The following is a 16831-nucleotide window of genomic DNA, read 5'->3' on the forward strand; positions in this document are numbered from 1 at the left end:
TTTGATTCTCATACCAACTGAGTCCCGGCAGGTTCTCAAAGAGCCTCGTGCGGATACAGGATTTTGGCAGAAACAGCCCCCTATTCCAGATGCCGATTTACTTGGTGTTTAACAACAGTTAAATCCGGTTGACAAAAAACTTTAAAAATCCGAAATTTCCGCATCCGAAATTATGGTTTTTAACCCTGTATGTCAACCTCAAAAAATCCTTTTTTCTGAAGATAAAACCGCGTTTTAGGAATTGTAACCATGGTCATCGACTTCTCACACACATTTAAAAAATCTGCCGAAATTAGCCGTAACATCGAACAAGTTTATGGCGAAGATGAACTCATCAATGGCGGCAGTAATTTCCAACCCATCATCGCCATTAAAGACAGCCCCAATCACCTGATGATCAACATGACCATTCCCGATTTATGTGAAGATGATTTAGACATTCTCATCACCGGAGAAGCTGCCATCATTTCGGGAACCCTTAATAATTCCCAAGTTCCCTTTCGTCAACTGATCGCTCTCCCTCAAAGCGTCTGCCGCGATCGCGTTCAAGTAGACTACAATAATGGCATTCTCAACCTTACCCTAACCAAAATCCTCTAGTCCTTCAGAAGTCCCCTAGAGTGCGTCAGACCATAGCCAAATCTGATGCACTCTACAGAAAAATACATAAATAATTGTTAACAGACCCTAGATCAAATCTCAACATAAGTGCTAACATCATCAACTAAACATTCATCAAGCTAGGGGTGCCTGCGAAGTCCAGGCTGAGAGACACCCTTGGAACCTGAGTCCGGCTAGTACCGGCGTAGGGAAGCTGTAACTAACAGAGGAAATACTTATGCGATCTCAATGGGTTGCCAACCGACGTGGACAGGCTAATGTATCTCAAATGCACTATGCCCGCCAGGGAATCATCACCGAGGAAATGCACTACGTCGCCACCCGCGAAAATCTAAGCCCTGATTTAATTCGCGAGGAAGTTGCACGGGGTCGGATGATTATTCCCGCTAATATCAATCATACCAACCTAGAGCCAATGTGTATTGGCATTGCCTCTAAATGTAAAGTCAACGCCAATATCGGCGCATCTCCCAACTCTTCCAACCTCGAAGAAGAAGTAGACAAGCTGAAATTAGCCGTTAAATATGGCGCAGACACGGTTATGGACCTGTCTACAGGTGGAGGAGACCTCGATGCTATTCGCACCGCCGTCATTAACGCTTCTCCGGTTCCCATTGGTACAGTACCCATTTATCAAGCCTTAGAAAGCGTTCACGGTAGCATTGAGAAACTCACTGCAGACGATTTTCTGCATATCATTGAGAAACACGCCCAGCAGGGAGTCGATTATATGACTATCCATGCTGGCATTCTCATTGAACATTTGCCCTTAGTCCGTAACCGGATTACCGGAATTGTGTCTCGTGGCGGTGGTATTATTGCCCGGTGGATGCTGCATCACCATAAGCAAAATCCCCTCTATACTCATTTTGATGACATTATCGAAATCTTCAAAAAATATGATGTCTCTTTTAGTTTGGGGGATTCCCTCCGCCCCGGTTGTACCCATGACGCATCAGACGAAGCACAACTGGCGGAATTGAAAACCTTGGGACAGTTAACTCGCCGCGCCTGGGAACATGATGTGCAGGTGATGGTAGAAGGTCCTGGTCATGTGCCTATGGATCAAATTGAGTTTAACGTTAAAAAACAAATGGAAGAGTGTTCCGAAGCGCCTTTCTATGTGTTGGGTCCTTTGGTGACAGATATTGCGCCCGGTTATGACCATATTACGTCTGCTATTGGTGCGGCTATGGCGGGATGGTATGGAACTGCTATGCTCTGTTATGTGACACCTAAAGAACATTTAGGACTTCCTGATGCTGAGGATGTCCGTAATGGCTTGATTGCCTATAAAATTGCCGCTCATGCAGCAGATATCGCCCGCCATCGTCCAGGGGCGCGCGATCGCGATGATGAATTGTCCGCAGCCCGTTATAATTTCGACTGGAACAAGCAGTTTGAATTATCCCTAGACCCTGAACGCGCCCGCGAGTATCACGACGAAACTCTCCCGGCGGACATCTACAAAACTGCTGAGTTTTGCTCTATGTGCGGTCCGAAATTCTGCCCCATGCAAACCAAGGTAGACGCGGAAGCATTAACAGAGTTGGAGAAATTCCTAGCCTCAGAAGACGCTAAGAAAACTGCTGTAGCCCGCTAGTCAATGATAGTAGAGACAAGCCATGACTTGTCTCTGCTACGGGTTAGGGTAAACCAGCCTGTTCCGCCTTGGGATTATATTGGCGGTCTGGGTTTATTTATCCTGAACCGGATTGGATCTTAAAATCGCTTGCTAACTGGGCGGTTTGGAATTTCGGTCAAACCACCCACTGGTTATATCTTTTATTTAAAGTCGCCCTAATAGGGTAGGGCTGGGAGCCGAAACTTTCAGTCCCTGGTCGGACTGTGACGTAAATTTCTAACATTGTACCCGAAGGCTAGTTAAACCTTAGTCGTTGTCCCACTTTTCACAGCCAACCAGATCGCCTATGCGGTCACGCAGGAGGAAGTTAAACGCCTCCAGTTCGTACTCGATGCAAGCCCACTCCCTAGCTGGAATGTACTGGCACAATGTATAGATCGGCTGCTGACGGCTGATCATACCTTTATGTAGGAGATTGCGTACTTCGTCTTTAATGACGTCAAGTGAGTATTGAACGGTGGTGTAAGTCATATTTCGCCCTCATGGGGTTGCTTGCCTGATTATTTTTGGCATTGGTATCAATATAATCCAAAATCGAGATTTAGGGAAGGGTTTTTTTTCAGTATAAGTGAATACAATTTACCTGGAAATTTTGATAAATATAATCAAAACGACTAATCTCCCGGATTTGGGGGACTCTGGGCAGTCTTGACGGTGGACTTGATTAAATCAGCAAGTTGTCTGACCTAGGAGATGATACTGGTTAGTGGGTTACGGAAGCCATAACCCACAGGATAGCCAGTGCGCCCATTAGTCCAAAACTACACATTCTATAAACAAGAGTCTATGGAATCGGGGAAAACCATTGATTTAGTTTTCCCGGTTTTAGTATGGCACAGATTTTTCATTATGTGCGTGGGGTGCACACGCACGGGATCAACCATTGGGGAAAGGATACGCTTTATGCTTTGACGCACGGGAAGAGACTTTCTAAGGCGATCGCCTGGGCTGGGGGAATTTGGCCGTATGAAAACACGAATGGCACATCATCGGGAATTTCGGGCAAAAACTCTTGGAGAGTATACGGACTACCATAAATCGCCAGTGCCTTGAGTTCCCCAGTTTTTAACAATTTTTTAAACCAAACCCTGGCTATTTCAGTTAATCCAGCAGTCCAGCCAAAAGGATTACCGCGAATAAATAACTGTAGCAAAGTGGGGGAAAATCCGGTTTCGGCGGCTGGGTTGGTCCCACTATTGCGATCGATAAGTTGTAATTTCCAGCCCAATTTGGCGGGATAAGCGATCGCCGGGGTATGATGTCCCAGAAACCGACAGGAAAGCAAATCATCGACAATCACCAAATTCCGCCACTCGGCTGGTTGTAGATTGTTTGGTGGCGCAAGTGGTGGCTGAAGGTCTAACCGGCGGCTAACCTGGGACTGTTGCAAAATCAAACTTACAGTTTCAACAGCGATTGGAGTGGATAAAGAATCCAAATTTAGGTCAGAAACCTGACGGGTAGAAATTTTCTCCTTGGCTTTATTGATGCGATCGCAAGAAGCAGCTATCCTTTCTGGGGAAATCTCACCATTTTCGACGGCTTGTACTATGGCGCGAATAGTGATTTCGGGATCTTCAGGCATTAATAGGATATCAGCCCCGGCCTTTACTGCCAATACGGAGCTACTCGCTAAACTGTAACCACGGGCGATCGCCCCCATGACCAAAGCATCAGTAACAATCAACCCGTCAAAGCACAATTCCTGTCGCAATTTTTCGGTCAAAATTTTCGGGGATAAGGTAGCAGGTAGTTCCCTATCCCAAGCCGGAATCAATAAGTGAGCGCTCATGACACTATCAACCCCAGCAGCGATCGCCCTTTGAAAGGGGGGTAACTCAACCCTTGCCAACCGAGCGGCCGAATGAGGTAACATTGGTAACTCAATATGGGAATCTACGGCTGTATCTCCATGACCGGGAAAATGCTTCGCCGTAGTTAGGACGGGGTATTTTTGACAACCCCGGATAAAGGCGCTGGCTAAATTACTAACGGTTTCTGGATTATCCCCAAAAGAGCGCACATTAATCACGGGATTATCAGGATTGTTATTAACATCCACCACCGGACCCAGAACCCAATTTAAGCCTATAGCCAGAGCTTCTGAGGCGGTAATAGCCCCCATTTTTTCCGCATAATCCTCAGCCAGACTTAGGTTATGATTAGCGATCGACCCCAAAGCCATTGGTGGTGGAAACCAAGTAGCCCCAGCAAAACGCTGTCCTACTCCCTCCTCAATATCCGCAGCCAAAAATAGGGGGACTTTCGCCCAGGACTGAAGCAATTTAGTTCTAGCAGCCATTTCCGCCGCGCTACCATCAACAAAAATCACTCCACCGACCCCTAATTCCTGTAACCAGTATTGGAGGCGATCGCGCCCCGGTTCCCAAGCCGGATAGCGAATTTGGTGGTCAAACAGATGACCACTAGCACGCACGACCACCATTTGAGCCACCTGGGACGAGAGTACACTCATTGATTATGAATTACCTTTGCGTGAGTTACTGTTGTGCTTCCGGGTCATCTTCCTGAGTGGTATCCCCGGCTGTATCTGAGTTTTTGTGTTCGTGAGAAATCTGATTTAACAGCTCAATAATTTTATCCCCACGTTCAAGGGAACGATCTTCGAGAAACACCACTTCTGGAGTACGTCGTAAACGGATATGCTTTCCTAAATGGGAACGAATATAGCCAGTTGCCGATCGCAGCCCTTCCATAGTTGAGCGGCGCGCTTCTTCTGTCCCATAGATACTCACAAAAATTTTAGCGTGTTGCAAATCCCCGGACACTTCAACTTCGGTAATACTGACCATTCCAATTCCCACGCGATCGTCTTTGATGTCGTAGAGCAATACTTGGCTAACCTCCCGTTTAATCAGTGAAGCCACGCGGGAAACGCGACGATCTGTAGCCATGACCATTACCCCCTCAAGCATAGATCAATTATGCACATCGACAGAATCAGGCAATTTTCGAGGCATTAGTCTCCTCTGGGATCAACTCCTGGTGGTCTGATTCTGAAATTATGCCTAATCTAAGTTTACATCAGTTCTATCAATTGCGACGGAGAAGGCGATCGTTTGAGCCATTCTGATTATCGAAATTCAACTGCGATCGGGTGGAACGTCTAACTCTAAACCTTCCAACCTGCGAGCGAGGTGGACCGAGTGAGTCGCTATTTTTGTTCAAAGTATGCTCAAGTTCTGAGGAATGAGAGAGTAAGGTGGCCTTCACAGTGCCAGTGTGCCAACAGAGATCTGAGGATGTCAAACAGGGCTTTGTGGACTGGAACAGATTTTGACTAAAATGATAATTACTGGCTAACCCCTTGAGGCATTGGCAAAAATGCGGTACAAATAGGAATATAAAGATTTCTTTAAAAATTCAGGAGGAGAGCAAATGGATTTGGATCTTCGCATTGTTGTGGTTTTGTTACCGTTGATCGTTGCTGGAGGCTGGGCTTTGTTTAAAATCGGTAGTGCGGCCATCAGTCAAGCCCAAGCCTTTATCAACAAATAAATCCCACAGTTCCATTGTTGATCCTAACTCTTACCGACTTCCCCCTGGGGGGCGGTCGGTTTCCGTTTGGAGTAGCAACCCGCCGCCGGAACTAGGAAAGATCCCGAAAGTAGCCTAGGGAAGCACCATAACCACAGTCCCCATTTCCACCTTTTCAAATAGGGCCACTACATCCTCATTCCGCATACGAACGCAACCATGAGAAGCCGCCTGTCCAATGGAGTTGACTGTCGGGGTTCCATGAAATCCTATAGCATCCTTACCATCATGCCAAAATCCAATCCAGCGCAAACCTAGGGCGCTATTGGGTCCGGCGGGGCGCACTTCTCCTGTCCAGGGATTTTGCCACTGAGGATTTTCGACTTTTTCAGTAACTTGGAAAGTTCCGGTGGGAGTCTCCCAACCGGGTTTTCCCACGGCTACGGGATAGCTTGCTATTTGACTCTCACCTCGATATACATAAACCCGACGTTCTCCCAAACGGAGAACTACTTTGACTGGTGCTTGTTGTTCTCCGAGGGGTAAAAATTTGGAAGGGTCATCGAGGGGAGGTATATCAGGATTCAAAATACTTTGGTAAGGATAAATACGTGGTGGTGAAGCACTAGCAGAAAGGGTTTGTTCAGCAGTTGAACTTGATGCCATTAAAGGCTGTTGTCCTCCCACTAGCAACATTCCAATTCCTAGGCTGGCTAGTGCTACTTTTTCCGAGAGCTGTTGAAGATTATTCAGTTTACCCATGATGCTTCCTCACCAAAAACCAAAACTAATTATTACATTTGACAGTGGAAATGATTGTTCGGTTCCGATCAAATGGGATGATCATAACTAATTAGCTCAGAATTAGTCAACCATATACAACAGGTAGGGGCGCTTAGGCTCCTACCTGGGTTGGGAATTGAAGTTAATTAGCTTCCAGTTCTCTCAAGGCGGCTTCGGCTTGTCTGACACCTTCACGATCGCCTTGTTTCTCATAGAGTTCGCGGGCTTTTTTAAAGGAGGCGATCGCCTGTGGTTCTCGACCTCCACGTTCTTTCAGGGCTAGACCTAAATAATAGTGAACTGATGGTTGGTCAGCAAAGCGATCGGCGGCGCGTCGGAAACTGACGATCGCACCAATATAGTCTTTTAATCTGAGCTGAATTTCACCGATCGCCACATTAGCTGCCACCAGATCCGGTTGCATAGCTAAGGCTTGTTGATAGGCTTGAAGCGCACCCTCAAAATTCTCTTGAATGCGGAATATTTCCCCAATTTGGAACTGAATTTCACCATTAAAAGGAGACAGTCGCGCCGCCTCTTGAAAAGCATCGAGGGCGGCGGTGCGATCGCCTTGTTCCAAATAAGCTATACCCAGTTTCAGATAAATATTAGGCTGATTAGGATCCAACTCCATCGCCTGTTGTAGAAATTGTAGAGATTGGGAAGCATTTCCTTGTCTTAACCAAGCCATTCCCATAGATGCGTTAGCTTCCCAGCTATTAGGTTCCAAAGCCAAGGCGGTTTGATAGGCTTCAATGGCTCCCCTATAGTCTTGCTGTCTAAATAAACTGGCTGCTAACCCCAGGTGAGCATTAATGTTATCTCTCTGCAATTGGGTAGCGCGCCGATAGGCTTGTGCTGCTGCTGGGTAGTCTTGCAACCGGGCTAGGGTATAACCCAAACCGTAGTAAAAATCGGCATTTTGAGGATCTAGGGTAATAGCATCCCGATAAAATTTAGCGGCCGCCTCAAAGTCTCCCCGCAAGGCCTGTACATAGGCGAGAGCCGAATAGATTTTAGCATCACTGCTGTCTAGCTGGACGGCTTGAAGGTAAACATTGAGGGCTTCATCCATATTGCCACTATTAACGAGATCTCGCCCCTTTTGGAGCAGGTCATTAAGTTCATTGATGTTCGCCTGAGAGGTGGCTTGAGCTAAAATCTGGGGAGGTTGTGCCACGGCAGGAACTACAAACACAGTGGCAGCGATCGCCAGTAAAACATTGCTAACCAGTAGTTTAGTTGTCTTGAACACGGTTTATTATCAGTGTGAGTATGAATAAGCGATTGGACCGACCCCACTTTACCCCCAGTTCGGGAAAAAACGAGAGGGAGTCTTCTTTTTTATACCATCAGTAGCCCAATATGCAAGAATAATTCTTAATTAGCTCACCCATAGTCGCGCACCCCGCCAGAATGAAGTCAGCTAAAGGGCGGAAAACAACAAAAGTCAGTGAGCAAGCCGCCTGAACAAATAAAGCACTGGAACATGGAGAAATCCGGAACAAATACTCAACATATCTCAAAAGGCGATCGCATCAAGTTCCGGGTCAATACTCCCAACTGTAGCAACGCGGAGACAACCTTCAAGGCTTCAATTATATTTGATAGGGAATATTTACCCGATGTTAATTAAAATTGGCTTTGGAGCGGTTTAAATAATAATGGTGACAGAAGCGAATCAACCACAACCTACCTGGATCAGTGTTGTCCGTCTGCTGCGGTGGGATAAGCCAGCCGGACGGTTAATCTTAATGATTCCAGCCCTATGGGCGATCGTTTTGGCGACAGGGGGAACCCCGCCTTTAACTCTGATTTTGGTGATTGTCTTTGGTAGCCTAGCCACCAGTGCGGCTGGCTGTGTGGTCAATGATTTATGGGATAGAAACATTGACCCGGAAGTGGAAAGAACCCGTAACCGTCCCTTGGCGAGTCGCGCCCTCACGATTAAAACTGGTGTTGTGGTGGGGTTGGTGGCGTTTGCTTGTGCTTTCGGGTTGGCGCTATATCTTAATCCCCTCAGTTTCTGGTTGTCTGTGGCGGCGGTTCCGGTGATTATCTGCTATCCCTTAGCTAAACGGGTGTTTCCAGTCCCTCAATTGGTTTTGTCGATCGCCTGGGGATTTGCGGTTTTAATTAGCTGGAGTGCTGCCAATGGTAGCCTAGAAGCCTCTACGGGTTTACTATGGGGGGCGACGGTATTATGGACTTTGGGGTTTGATACGGTTTATGCTATGAGCGATCGCGAAGACGATCGCCGATTGGGTATCAACTCCAGCGCCCTATTTTTTGGGGACTTTGCACCCAATGCGGTGGGTTTATTTTTCCTGGGTACAGCCGCTTTGATGTTCGGTGTAGACTTACAAATGCACCTGCACCCTGTTTCTTGGCTGGCTTTAGCTATAGTGGTGATTCTATGGGCGCGTCAGTATTGGCAACTGCGAAACCCAGAGATTTCTCGGGAGATTTACGGCAAAATGTTCCGTGATAATGTGATCATCGGTTGGATTTTGCTGGCTGGTATGATTGGCGGCACTCTTCTAAGTTGAGTCCCTCAATCACCGATAGCCCATCCCCGCCAACGATCGCGATCGCATTAAGCTGTAATTGCTAAAAATCAGGGGAACCCAGGGTAAGGGAACATTGAGTGCGGGTGAAATTGTGATTTTCTCCATCTGGGGGGACTGCTACCACCTCTAAGCGCCCCTTCATCAATCCCAATAGGGTCTGATTCATTAATAGACGCATCCCCGGCGAAAGGGCTATATCAGTTGGGTCAATGTTGGTGCTGTTGCTGGCTGGGGATTTTAGGGTAGACTCCAGTAAATCCCAGGACTCACTCCAGGCGCTGATGGGGCGTTGGTCATCAATCCAAATGTGAACATAGCCAGACTCTGAGGCGACGTGGGTGGAAACTTGGACTTTCCCAGACTCCATCCCAGCGATCGCACCATCGACCAGACTGAGTAAAACTTGCTTGAGGCGAGGGCGATCGCCAATTACATATACCTGCGGATCGGGGGGAATAATTGATAGGCGGATGCTGCGGTTAGCTGCTTGTAAGTGGGTGAGTTGTTCCACCTCCGCCAACATTTCAGCCAGTTTCAGGGGTTGCAGGTTCATCTGTTGGCTACCATGTTCGGTTTTAGCCACCATAATCACCTCATCCATTAACGCTACCATCCGCAGGGTGGCATCATGGGCTTGTTGGATAAAATCCCGTTCCTCTTCTGGATTTTCGCATAGGTCGGCAAGGATTAACTGTAAAAAGCCGATGATGCTATTTAGGGGCGATCGCAACTCGTGGGAGGTACGGGCTAAAAAACCCGCCTTAAACTGAGCCATTTCTACGGCTAAATGATAAGCCAATCGCGTCTGCTGCAATTTTTCGGCTAAGGCTGCCACCTGTGGATCGCTAATAGCATCCAATTCTCCGGTCCCCGACTCTGGTAATGGCGATCGGGAAGTTTTCGCCAAAGGCGGTTTTGGGGTCATGAGTTTCATTCCCCCCCCGGAAAGTTGGCGCTGACCTAGCCACCAACCCAGTCCCAGCCCTGCACCCAAATAGATAAATTCATTCCAGCCCATGAGTTTGTCACGATTAGTTGAGATCAGTCTAACAACAGCACTCCCCCTTGAATTGTGACATACTCTGGCTGGTTGATATATCCTATTTAAATCTGGATTTGGGCAAGGGGCTGACAAACTCTACCCCACCCCTCCTCAGTATTTCCCAATCTCCGTTTTTTGTCCACCGCACTACTGTTGAGGGAATGGCAGACCCTGACTCTGGGGGAGCGTCCTTTAAGGTCAGAACTTCTGGAAACTGCCTATCTATATCAGCCGTGGTTAATAGGGGTGGTTGTCCCGAAAGATTAGCGCTAGTGGTAGCCAGTGGCCCAGTACGTTTGAGGATTTCTAGGGCAATTTCACACTTAGGAACCCGTAAACCAATGGTGGTTGGATCGGTGGGATTAACCGCTGGGGGAACTGCTGAAGATGCTGGTAACACTAGGGTTAAGGCTCCTGGCCAATACTGACGGGCGATTTGCTGCCAGCATTCTAATTCCCAGGCTAGGCTATCTACAAACTGCCATAGACTTTCGGCTGTAGCCCCCATCAAAATTAATGGTTTATCGGGGGGGCGTTGTTTGGTCTGAAAAATGGCTTCAGCCTTGTCTGGACGGGCTGCTAAGGCGGGTACTGTGTCTGTGGGAAAGGTGATCACGGCAACCCCTGCGATCGCTGCTTTAATTAGTTCTTCTTGGGAGACTTTAGCCATTATTTATGATAGTTGGGTAAGATTCGTCGGGTCACTGACGCACCAAATCCATCATATATCCAATTAATCATGATTTCCCCATCATTAATGGCGGTCGATTTTCTACCCAATTTCGGGGTGGGACTTACTGGACAACCGATATGGTAGGATTGACATATAGTAGGGGTATCATATCATGGCAAACCGAACTGTTTTGGGTGTATCGATCGCGATCGCCATCGTCGCCGGTGCAGGGGTCTGGGTGAAACAACAGCAGCAGGAGGCGATCGCACAAGCCCGACTGTTGACAGACTTCGTGGGGGCGGTGGAAACCCTCTCCGGTTACGATAGTCTTTCTGCCGCTCATGGCCACCTACAAGGGGCGATCGCACGCCTAGAAAATGCCCCGAAATTTCCCAGACAGTCCGAGTTGGAAGAACTGACTTTTTTACGTTCCCAGTTACAGGTAGTTGCACAAAAGCTGGAACCCGAACAAAAAGCCCGCCAAAATTACCAGGAAGCCATCACGCGAGCCATGTCCGCCTCCCAACTCGTGCAGAACCCCCCCCACCCCCCTGCGGTTTGGGAAGAGGCGCAACGCAAATGGCAGCAGACGATCGCCCAATTGGAAAGCATCCCCCAGCACTCCTCCACCTTTGCAGAAGCCCAGGGGAAACTCACAGGATATCGGGACAATCTGGCGGTGGTGAGCCAATATGTCATGCGATCGCACCAGGCGGTAGAATTGAACAATCGGGGCATGGAGAAAATCCAAGCCGGGAATTATAGTGCTGCGATCGTCACTCTCAGTCAGGCTGTAGAACTGAATCCCGCCCTGATGGAGGCTTACCTAAATCGAGGTTTTGCCTACGCAGCCATGGACAGCCACCAATCAGCCCTCTCCAATTATACTATAGCAATTCGGGTGAATTCGTCAAGCCCTGAACCATACTATTTTCGCGGGGAAGAATACCTGCAATTAGGGAGGTTTGAAGAGGCTTTGACCGATTACAATAAAGCGATCGACCTAGACCCAAATCGAGCCAATGCCTACTTAGATAGGGGGTTAATTCATTATCAACTCGACCACCTGGAAAAAGCCGCCGCCGACTTCACCAAAGCTGCCGAATTATTGAACGACAGCCAAGAACCCGCCCTCAAGCAATTGGCATTTAATCTCGCCCGAGATATCCGCGCCACCTTGGAAGTAGACCCCGTGGAAACCGAACAATCAGCCACCTCATCCTCAATGGTAGCAGAAGAAATGGAACCCGAAGAACCCGAGACAATTATTCTTTATCGCCAAAGGCGGGTCAAAGCCAACTATAGAAGTCTTCCTTCTACAGTTACCCGGAGTCCGTCTAGTTCCGGGAGTCGGTCTCGTTCCCGGAGACGTTCCCGCCGCCGATAATCACACCCGGAAACCCCCTTTATTCCTAGTAATTGATGGTCAGTAATTAGTCGCCGTGCGTCCGAGGAAATGGTGTTTATATTCCCCCCATAAATCCCGGTTATGAAGCACCCTACTGATATTTACCTCCCCCCAATTATACCATCAAAGAAACCCCCTTTTTACCGGGTGGGGGATTGTCAATAATCTAGTCGCCGTGCCGTTGACTGCGTGGGGGAAATTGGCTACAATGTTAATTAATAACTCCGATGTGTGGGATGGGGTGTAAAACCATGATTGTTGAGATGTTGTCACTATTTGCTAGTGCTGGGTTGGGAGTCGTCGGTTCCGAATGTCATAAGTGGGCGCAGCGTAAGGCTGGGGAACGTAATCATGACATTGAAAAAGCACTGCTAACAGCCCATGAGCGCATCCTAAATGATATTTGTGGCTGCTGTCAGAAAACACCGGAAATTATAGCACGAATTGCCCAGATTAAGCAGGATGGGCAACAAATCTTAATAATCGTTGAAGGGGAACAGCCCCAAGGCAGTGAGGGAAGTTGGCAAGGCAGTGAACTGGAGGCAATTCGGACTAAATTGATGCAGCGGCTAGAAGCCGAACACCAGTGGCTAAGGGAAGCGCCCCCCGTGTTGCTGAACACATTTCGCAACTTATATTTACCCGGATTAGTGCATTATTTCCGCTTAGAAATAAAATATAATCAGGTAGTTTTTAATACCTTAACCCACGATATTCTGACCGACATTAGCGGGAAAGTCGGGAATATCGACCAGGAACTCCAGCAAATTCGGGGGAGAATTGATGAGGGTGTGGATACATTTATCGCCTCTTGTCAGGGGTTAGATGAACGGTTTAATCAATTGCTGAAAACCTTAAAAGGGACTGCCGCCGTTCCCGCAGATTTTGCCGCTTTTATTGAGGAAAAAACCCAGGAGTTTTTGGGGAGGGAATTCGTCTTTAATGCCATTGAGGAATTTTGCCGAAGACAAGCCAATGGTTATTTTATCATAGAAGCCGACCCCGGCGTGGGTAAGAGCGCCTTGTTAGCGCGATATGTGCAGCAAACGGGATGTTTGGCTTATTTTAATATCCTGTCAGAAAACCGCACCAGCACCGAAGATTTCCTGAAAAATATTTGCGAGCAACTGATGACAAGGTATGGGTTAGCTTATGACTTACCCCTGCATCCTGATAATACCCGCAATGGCAATTTTTTAAGCAAGTTATTAACCGAAGCTGCCGCCAAAACTGACCGTTTAGTGATTGCCGTGGATGCCTTGGATGAAGTAGATTTAAGCACCCAAAATTCGAGGGCAAATGTGCTTTATCTGCCCGAAAATTTACCCAAGGGGGTTTATTTTATCCTCACCAAACGCCCGGAGTTTTTCCCTTTTGTAGTGTCGGCACCACAGCAGGAGTTTGATATGATGTCCGATAAATATTATCAAGCCAATTTAGAAGATATCCGACGGTTTATTCGGTATCGCTGTCAACGGGAACCTATCCAACGCTGGCTGACTGCCCAAGGAGTGACAGAGGCGGAATTTATCGACTTTTTGGCAGAGAATAGCGAAAGCAATTTCATGTATTTAAAGTATGTTCTGAATGACATTGAGAAGGGGAGATATGCCGATTTGAACTTGGCAAATTTGCCCAAGGGTTTGGAACAATATTATGAGCAACATTGGCGGCGTATGGGAATGGTGACGAGGCCGTTACCGATAACCAAGCTGAAGATTATCTACTTTTTAACTAAAACCAATAAGCCGATTTCTTGTCGGTTACTGTCGCAATTGGCGGGAGAAATTTCGCTGACGGTGCAGGGGATACTCGATGAGTGGTCGCAGTTTCTCCGCATTCAAAGGAAACCGGGTGAAAAACCACTGTACAGTATTTACCACAAGAGCTTTAACGATTTCCTCTATCGTCAGGATATCGTGCAGGAGGTTGAATCTTTGGTGGCACCGATACAAGAGCAAATTGCGGATAAATCATGGGAAATGCTTTATGGTCAGGATTAACCCCAAAAAGCTCCTCTTTTTTCCAGAAGTTGGGGGGATACAGCTTGTTGGGAAGTCACTTAAAACATTGCCCTCACCCTAAATCTGGATCCCAGAAGGGGAGAGAGACTTTGAAAATGTATTGCATGATATTCCTTTAACCTTGGTTAACGTTACCAGTCCTAAGTTGAACAATGGGTGAACTCAAAGACCGATTAGCTAAAATACCGAGAGAAGACGGACGGTGGCTGTTAGAAACCTTGCCCGGAAGTTTGTGGCGTGCCTCCAAAACTGCACGGCTGCACCAATTGCTGACGGATTTTGACTTTATGCAGGCAAAACTGGCGGAGTGCGGGGTGCAAGCGTTAATAGAAGATTACGATTTGGCGATGAGTTCGGATGTCTTGCTGAACCCGGAACAGACGGAAACCCTGCAATTAATCGCGGGGACGTTGCGGCTATCGGCTCATATTTTAGCCTCGGATACAACCCAACTGGCGGAGCAGCTTTGGGGGCGGTTGTTGTCCTTTGAGAATCCAGAAATTGTGGCTTTATTGGGACAGGCAAAACAAGCCCAGAAAAAACCCTGGTTTCGTCCCCTCACTACTAACTTTACCCCTCCCGGCGGGCCACTGATTCGCACCCTCACCGGGCATAGTGACTGGGTAAGAGGAGTAGCGATCGCCCCCGACGGGAAACGAGCGGTCTCGGCATCCGATGATGAAACCCTGAAACTGTGGGATTTGGAGACGGGGACGGAACTGGCTACCCTCAGAGGGCATAGTGGCTGGGTAGAGGCAGTAGCGATCGCCCCCGACGGGAAACGAGCGGTCTCGGCATCCGATGATGAAACCCTGAAACTGTGGGATTTGGAGACGGGGAGGGAACTGGCTACCCTCACCGGGCATAGTGGCAGGGTAATGGCAGTAGCGATCGCCCCCGACGGGAAACGAGCCGTCTCGGCATCCGATGATGAAACCCTGAAACTGTGGGATTTGGAGACGGGGACGGAACTGGCTACCCTCACCGGGCATAGTAGCGGGGTAAATGCAGTAGCGATCGCCCCCGACGGGAAACGAGCCGTCTCGGCATCCTATAAAACCCTGAAACTGTGGGATTTGGAGACGGGGACGGAACTGGCTACCCTCACCGGGCATAGTAGCAGGGTAAATGCAGTAGCGATCGCCCCCGACGGGAAACGAGCGGTCTCGGCATCCGATGATGAAACCCTGAAACTGTGGGATTTGGAGACGGGGACGGAACTGGCTACCCTCACCGGGCATAGTGACGATGTAAATGCAGTAGCGATCGCCCCCGACGGGAAACGAGCCGTCTCGGCATCCTATAAAACCCTGAAACTGTGGGATTTGGAGACCGGGACGGAACTGGCTACCCTCACCGGGCATAGTAGCTTGGTAAATGCAGTAGCGATCGCCCCGGACGGGAAACGAGCGGTCTCGGCATCGGAGGATAAAACCCTGAAACTGTGGGATTTGGAGACGGGGAGGGAACTGGCTACCCTCACCGGGCATAGTGGCAGGGTAATGGCAGTAGCGATCGCCCCCGACGGGAAACGAGCCGTCTCTGCATCCAGGGATAAAACCCTGAAACTGTGGGATTTGGAGACGGGGAGGGAACTGGCTACCCTCACCGGGCATAGTGGCAGGGTAATGGCAGTAGCGATCGCCCCCGACGGGAAACGAGCCGTCTCGGCATCGTTGGATAACACCCTGAAACTGTGGGATTTGGAGACGGGGAGGGAACTGGCTACCCTCACCGGGCATAGTGGCAGGGTAATGGCAGTAGCGATCGCCCCCGACGGGAAACGAGCGGTCTCGGCATCCGATGATAACACCCTGAAACTGTGGGATTTGGAGACGGGGACGGAACTGGCAACCCTCACCGGGCATAGTAGCTTGGTAAATGCAGTAGCGATCGCCCCGGACGGGAAACGAGCGGTCTCGGCATCGGGGGATGAAACCCTGAAACTGTGGGATTTGGAGACGGGGACGGAACTGGCTACCCTCACCGGGCATAGTGACGATGTAAATGCAGTAGCGATCGCCCCCGACGGGAAACGAGCGGTCTCGGCATCGGGGGATAACACCCTGAAACTGTGGGATTTGGAGACGGGGACGGAACTGGCTACCCTCAGAGGGCATAGTTTCTGGGTAAATTCAGTAGCCATTACCCCCGACGGGAAACGAGCCGTCTCGGCATCCTATAACACCCTGAAACTGTGGGATTTGGAGAGGGGGACGGAACTGGCTACCCTCACCGGGCATAGTAGCGAGGTATATGCAGTAGCCATCACCCCAGACGGTCAACAAGCGGTTTCCGCATCCAGGGACAATACCCTGAAACTGTGGGATTTGGAGACGGGGAAAGAGTTAGCCACCTTTACCGGGGATGGTGCGATGTCTTCCTGTGCGGTTGCACCGGATGGGGTGACGGTGGCGGCGGGGGATGGGTCGGGGGTGGTGCATTTCCTGCGGTTGGAGGGGGTGTGAGAAACCGGATTTCTCTAATCAGCTTCGGGAAAAAGGTGCGGTTCGCAGCAACCCGGTTTCTAGGCTGTGGGTTGCTGAGTGAGGTGTTAACAGATCGGC

Annotated in this window: 15 protein-coding genes and 1 riboswitch; of the genes, 8 read left to right on the forward strand and 7 right to left on the reverse strand. The window is 48.9% G+C overall.

The window, feature by feature from the left end:
- Nucleotides 1–249 precede the first annotated feature (249 nt).
- Both NLZ44_RS16655 and thiC read left to right on the forward strand, forming a co-directional pair.
- Nucleotides 250–600 carry an Hsp20/alpha crystallin family protein gene (locus NLZ44_RS16655; protein WP_493750514.1) on the forward strand — a complete coding sequence of 117 codons (351 nt, stop codon included), beginning with the start codon at nt 250–252 and terminating at the stop codon, nt 598–600.
- A gap of 132 nt (nt 601–732) precedes the next feature.
- A riboswitch (TPP riboswitch) is annotated at nt 733–829 on the forward strand.
- Between the two features lie 9 nt (nt 830–838).
- Nucleotides 839–2224 (forward strand): phosphomethylpyrimidine synthase, encoded by a 1386-nt coding sequence (gene thiC / locus NLZ44_RS16660; RefSeq protein ID WP_493750515.1) that lies wholly within the window; start codon nt 839–841, stop codon nt 2222–2224.
- A 288-nt stretch (nt 2225–2512) separates the two neighbouring features.
- Here the strand turns inward: thiC and NLZ44_RS16665 are convergent, their stop codons facing one another.
- The 3 genes from NLZ44_RS16665 to rbfA all read right to left on the reverse strand — a co-directional run bounded on the left by NLZ44_RS16665 (nt 2513) and on the right by rbfA (nt 5181).
- The gene (locus NLZ44_RS16665) at nt 2513–2737 is read right to left on the reverse strand and encodes a DUF4327 family protein (protein WP_006618998.1); all 225 of its coding nucleotides are present in this window, start codon (nt 2735–2737) and stop codon (nt 2513–2515) included.
- 430 nt (nt 2738–3167) lie between these two features.
- Nucleotides 3168–4742, reverse strand: a complete 1575-nt coding sequence (locus NLZ44_RS16670; RefSeq protein WP_493750516.1) for a glycoside hydrolase family 3 N-terminal domain-containing protein — start codon at nt 4740–4742, stop codon at nt 3168–3170.
- Nucleotides 4743–4767: 25 nt separating this feature from the next.
- Nucleotides 4768–5181, reverse strand: a complete 414-nt coding sequence (gene rbfA / locus NLZ44_RS16675; RefSeq protein ID WP_008056353.1) for a 30S ribosome-binding factor RbfA — start codon at nt 5179–5181, stop codon at nt 4768–4770.
- 484 nt (nt 5182–5665) lie between these two features.
- On the opposite strand from rbfA, the gene NLZ44_RS16680 reads away from it, so the two are divergent.
- Nucleotides 5666–5785 (forward strand): photosystem II protein Y, encoded by a 120-nt coding sequence (locus tag NLZ44_RS16680; protein ID WP_493750517.1) that lies wholly within the window; start codon nt 5666–5668, stop codon nt 5783–5785.
- Between the two features lie 114 nt (nt 5786–5899).
- On the opposite strand, the gene NLZ44_RS16685 is transcribed toward NLZ44_RS16680, so the two are convergent.
- Together NLZ44_RS16685 and NLZ44_RS16690 are read right to left on the reverse strand one after the other, a co-directional pair.
- Nucleotides 5900–6526 (reverse strand): L,D-transpeptidase, encoded by a 627-nt coding sequence (locus NLZ44_RS16685; RefSeq protein ID WP_111892827.1) that lies wholly within the window; start codon nt 6524–6526, stop codon nt 5900–5902.
- 163 nt (nt 6527–6689) lie between these two features.
- Complete coding sequence (locus NLZ44_RS16690; RefSeq protein WP_493750518.1) at nt 6690–7802, reverse strand: tetratricopeptide repeat protein; 1113 nt, start codon at nt 7800–7802, stop codon at nt 6690–6692.
- 234 nt (nt 7803–8036) lie between these two features.
- Here NLZ44_RS16690 and NLZ44_RS16695 point away from each other — a divergent pair, with 234 nt between their 5' ends.
- Together NLZ44_RS16695 and NLZ44_RS16700 are read left to right on the forward strand one after the other, a co-directional pair.
- The gene (locus tag NLZ44_RS16695; RefSeq protein WP_157234575.1) at nt 8037–8183 is read left to right on the forward strand and encodes a hypothetical protein; all 147 of its coding nucleotides are present in this window, start codon (nt 8037–8039) and stop codon (nt 8181–8183) included.
- A 28-nt stretch (nt 8184–8211) separates the two neighbouring features.
- On the forward strand, nt 8212–9096 hold the full coding sequence (locus NLZ44_RS16700) for a 4-hydroxybenzoate solanesyltransferase (RefSeq protein ID WP_493750519.1): 885 nt from the start codon (nt 8212–8214) through the stop codon (nt 9094–9096).
- 61 nt (nt 9097–9157) lie between these two features.
- Here the strand turns inward: NLZ44_RS16700 and NLZ44_RS16705 are convergent, their stop codons facing one another.
- Nucleotides 9158–10135 (reverse strand): sensor histidine kinase, encoded by a 978-nt coding sequence (locus NLZ44_RS16705; RefSeq protein ID WP_493750520.1) that lies wholly within the window; start codon nt 10133–10135, stop codon nt 9158–9160.
- Between the two features lie 82 nt (nt 10136–10217).
- On the reverse strand, nt 10218–10829 hold the full coding sequence (locus NLZ44_RS16710) for an L-threonylcarbamoyladenylate synthase (protein ID WP_006622554.1): 612 nt from the start codon (nt 10827–10829) through the stop codon (nt 10218–10220).
- A gap of 175 nt (nt 10830–11004) precedes the next feature.
- Between NLZ44_RS16710 and NLZ44_RS16715 the strand changes: the two genes are divergently transcribed.
- The 3 genes from NLZ44_RS16715 (at nt 11005) to NLZ44_RS16725 (ending at nt 16732) form a co-directional block, all read left to right on the forward strand.
- Nucleotides 11005–12219 carry a tetratricopeptide repeat protein gene (locus tag NLZ44_RS16715; protein WP_493750521.1) on the forward strand — a complete coding sequence of 405 codons (1215 nt, stop codon included), beginning with the start codon at nt 11005–11007 and terminating at the stop codon, nt 12217–12219.
- Nucleotides 12220–12491: 272 nt separating this feature from the next.
- Complete coding sequence (locus tag NLZ44_RS16720; protein WP_493750522.1) at nt 12492–14243, forward strand: P-loop domain-containing protein; 1752 nt, start codon at nt 12492–12494, stop codon at nt 14241–14243.
- A gap of 173 nt (nt 14244–14416) precedes the next feature.
- Nucleotides 14417–16732, forward strand: coding sequence for a hypothetical protein (locus NLZ44_RS16725; protein WP_493750523.1), 2316 nt, complete (start codon nt 14417–14419; stop codon nt 16730–16732).
- The last annotated feature ends 99 nt before the right edge of the window (nt 16733–16831 follow it).

It is taken from the genome of Arthrospira sp. PCC 9901, from assembly GCF_059013425.1.

Excerpts from the sequence above, each read along its gene's own strand:
- rbfA (WP_008056353.1), bottom strand. The coding sequence starts at position 5,181 with ATGGCTACAGATCGTCGCGTTTCCCGCGTGGCTTCACTGATTAAACGG.
- NLZ44_RS16710 (WP_006622554.1), bottom strand. The coding sequence starts at position 10,829 with ATGGCTAAAGTCTCCCAAGAAGAACTAATTAAAGCAGCGATCGCAGGG.
- NLZ44_RS16695 (WP_157234575.1), top strand. The coding sequence starts at position 8,037 with ATGGAGAAATCCGGAACAAATACTCAACATATCTCAAAAGGCGATCGC.
- NLZ44_RS16655 (WP_493750514.1), top strand. The coding sequence starts at position 250 with ATGGTCATCGACTTCTCACACACATTTAAAAAATCTGCCGAAATTAGC.
- NLZ44_RS16685 (WP_111892827.1), bottom strand. The coding sequence starts at position 6,526 with ATGGGTAAACTGAATAATCTTCAACAGCTCTCGGAAAAAGTAGCACTA.
- NLZ44_RS16705 (WP_493750520.1), bottom strand. The coding sequence starts at position 10,135 with ATGGGCTGGAATGAATTTATCTATTTGGGTGCAGGGCTGGGACTGGGT.
- thiC (WP_493750515.1), top strand. The coding sequence starts at position 839 with ATGCGATCTCAATGGGTTGCCAACCGACGTGGACAGGCTAATGTATCT.
- NLZ44_RS16670 (WP_493750516.1), bottom strand. The coding sequence starts at position 4,742 with ATGAGTGTACTCTCGTCCCAGGTGGCTCAAATGGTGGTCGTGCGTGCT.
- NLZ44_RS16665 (WP_006618998.1), bottom strand. The coding sequence starts at position 2,737 with ATGACTTACACCACCGTTCAATACTCACTTGACGTCATTAAAGACGAA.
- NLZ44_RS16715 (WP_493750521.1), top strand. The coding sequence starts at position 11,005 with ATGGCAAACCGAACTGTTTTGGGTGTATCGATCGCGATCGCCATCGTC.
- NLZ44_RS16720 (WP_493750522.1), top strand. The coding sequence starts at position 12,492 with ATGATTGTTGAGATGTTGTCACTATTTGCTAGTGCTGGGTTGGGAGTC.
- NLZ44_RS16680 (WP_493750517.1), top strand. The coding sequence starts at position 5,666 with ATGGATTTGGATCTTCGCATTGTTGTGGTTTTGTTACCGTTGATCGTT.
- NLZ44_RS16700 (WP_493750519.1), top strand. The coding sequence starts at position 8,212 with ATGGTGACAGAAGCGAATCAACCACAACCTACCTGGATCAGTGTTGTC.
- NLZ44_RS16725 (WP_493750523.1), top strand. The coding sequence starts at position 14,417 with ATGGGTGAACTCAAAGACCGATTAGCTAAAATACCGAGAGAAGACGGA.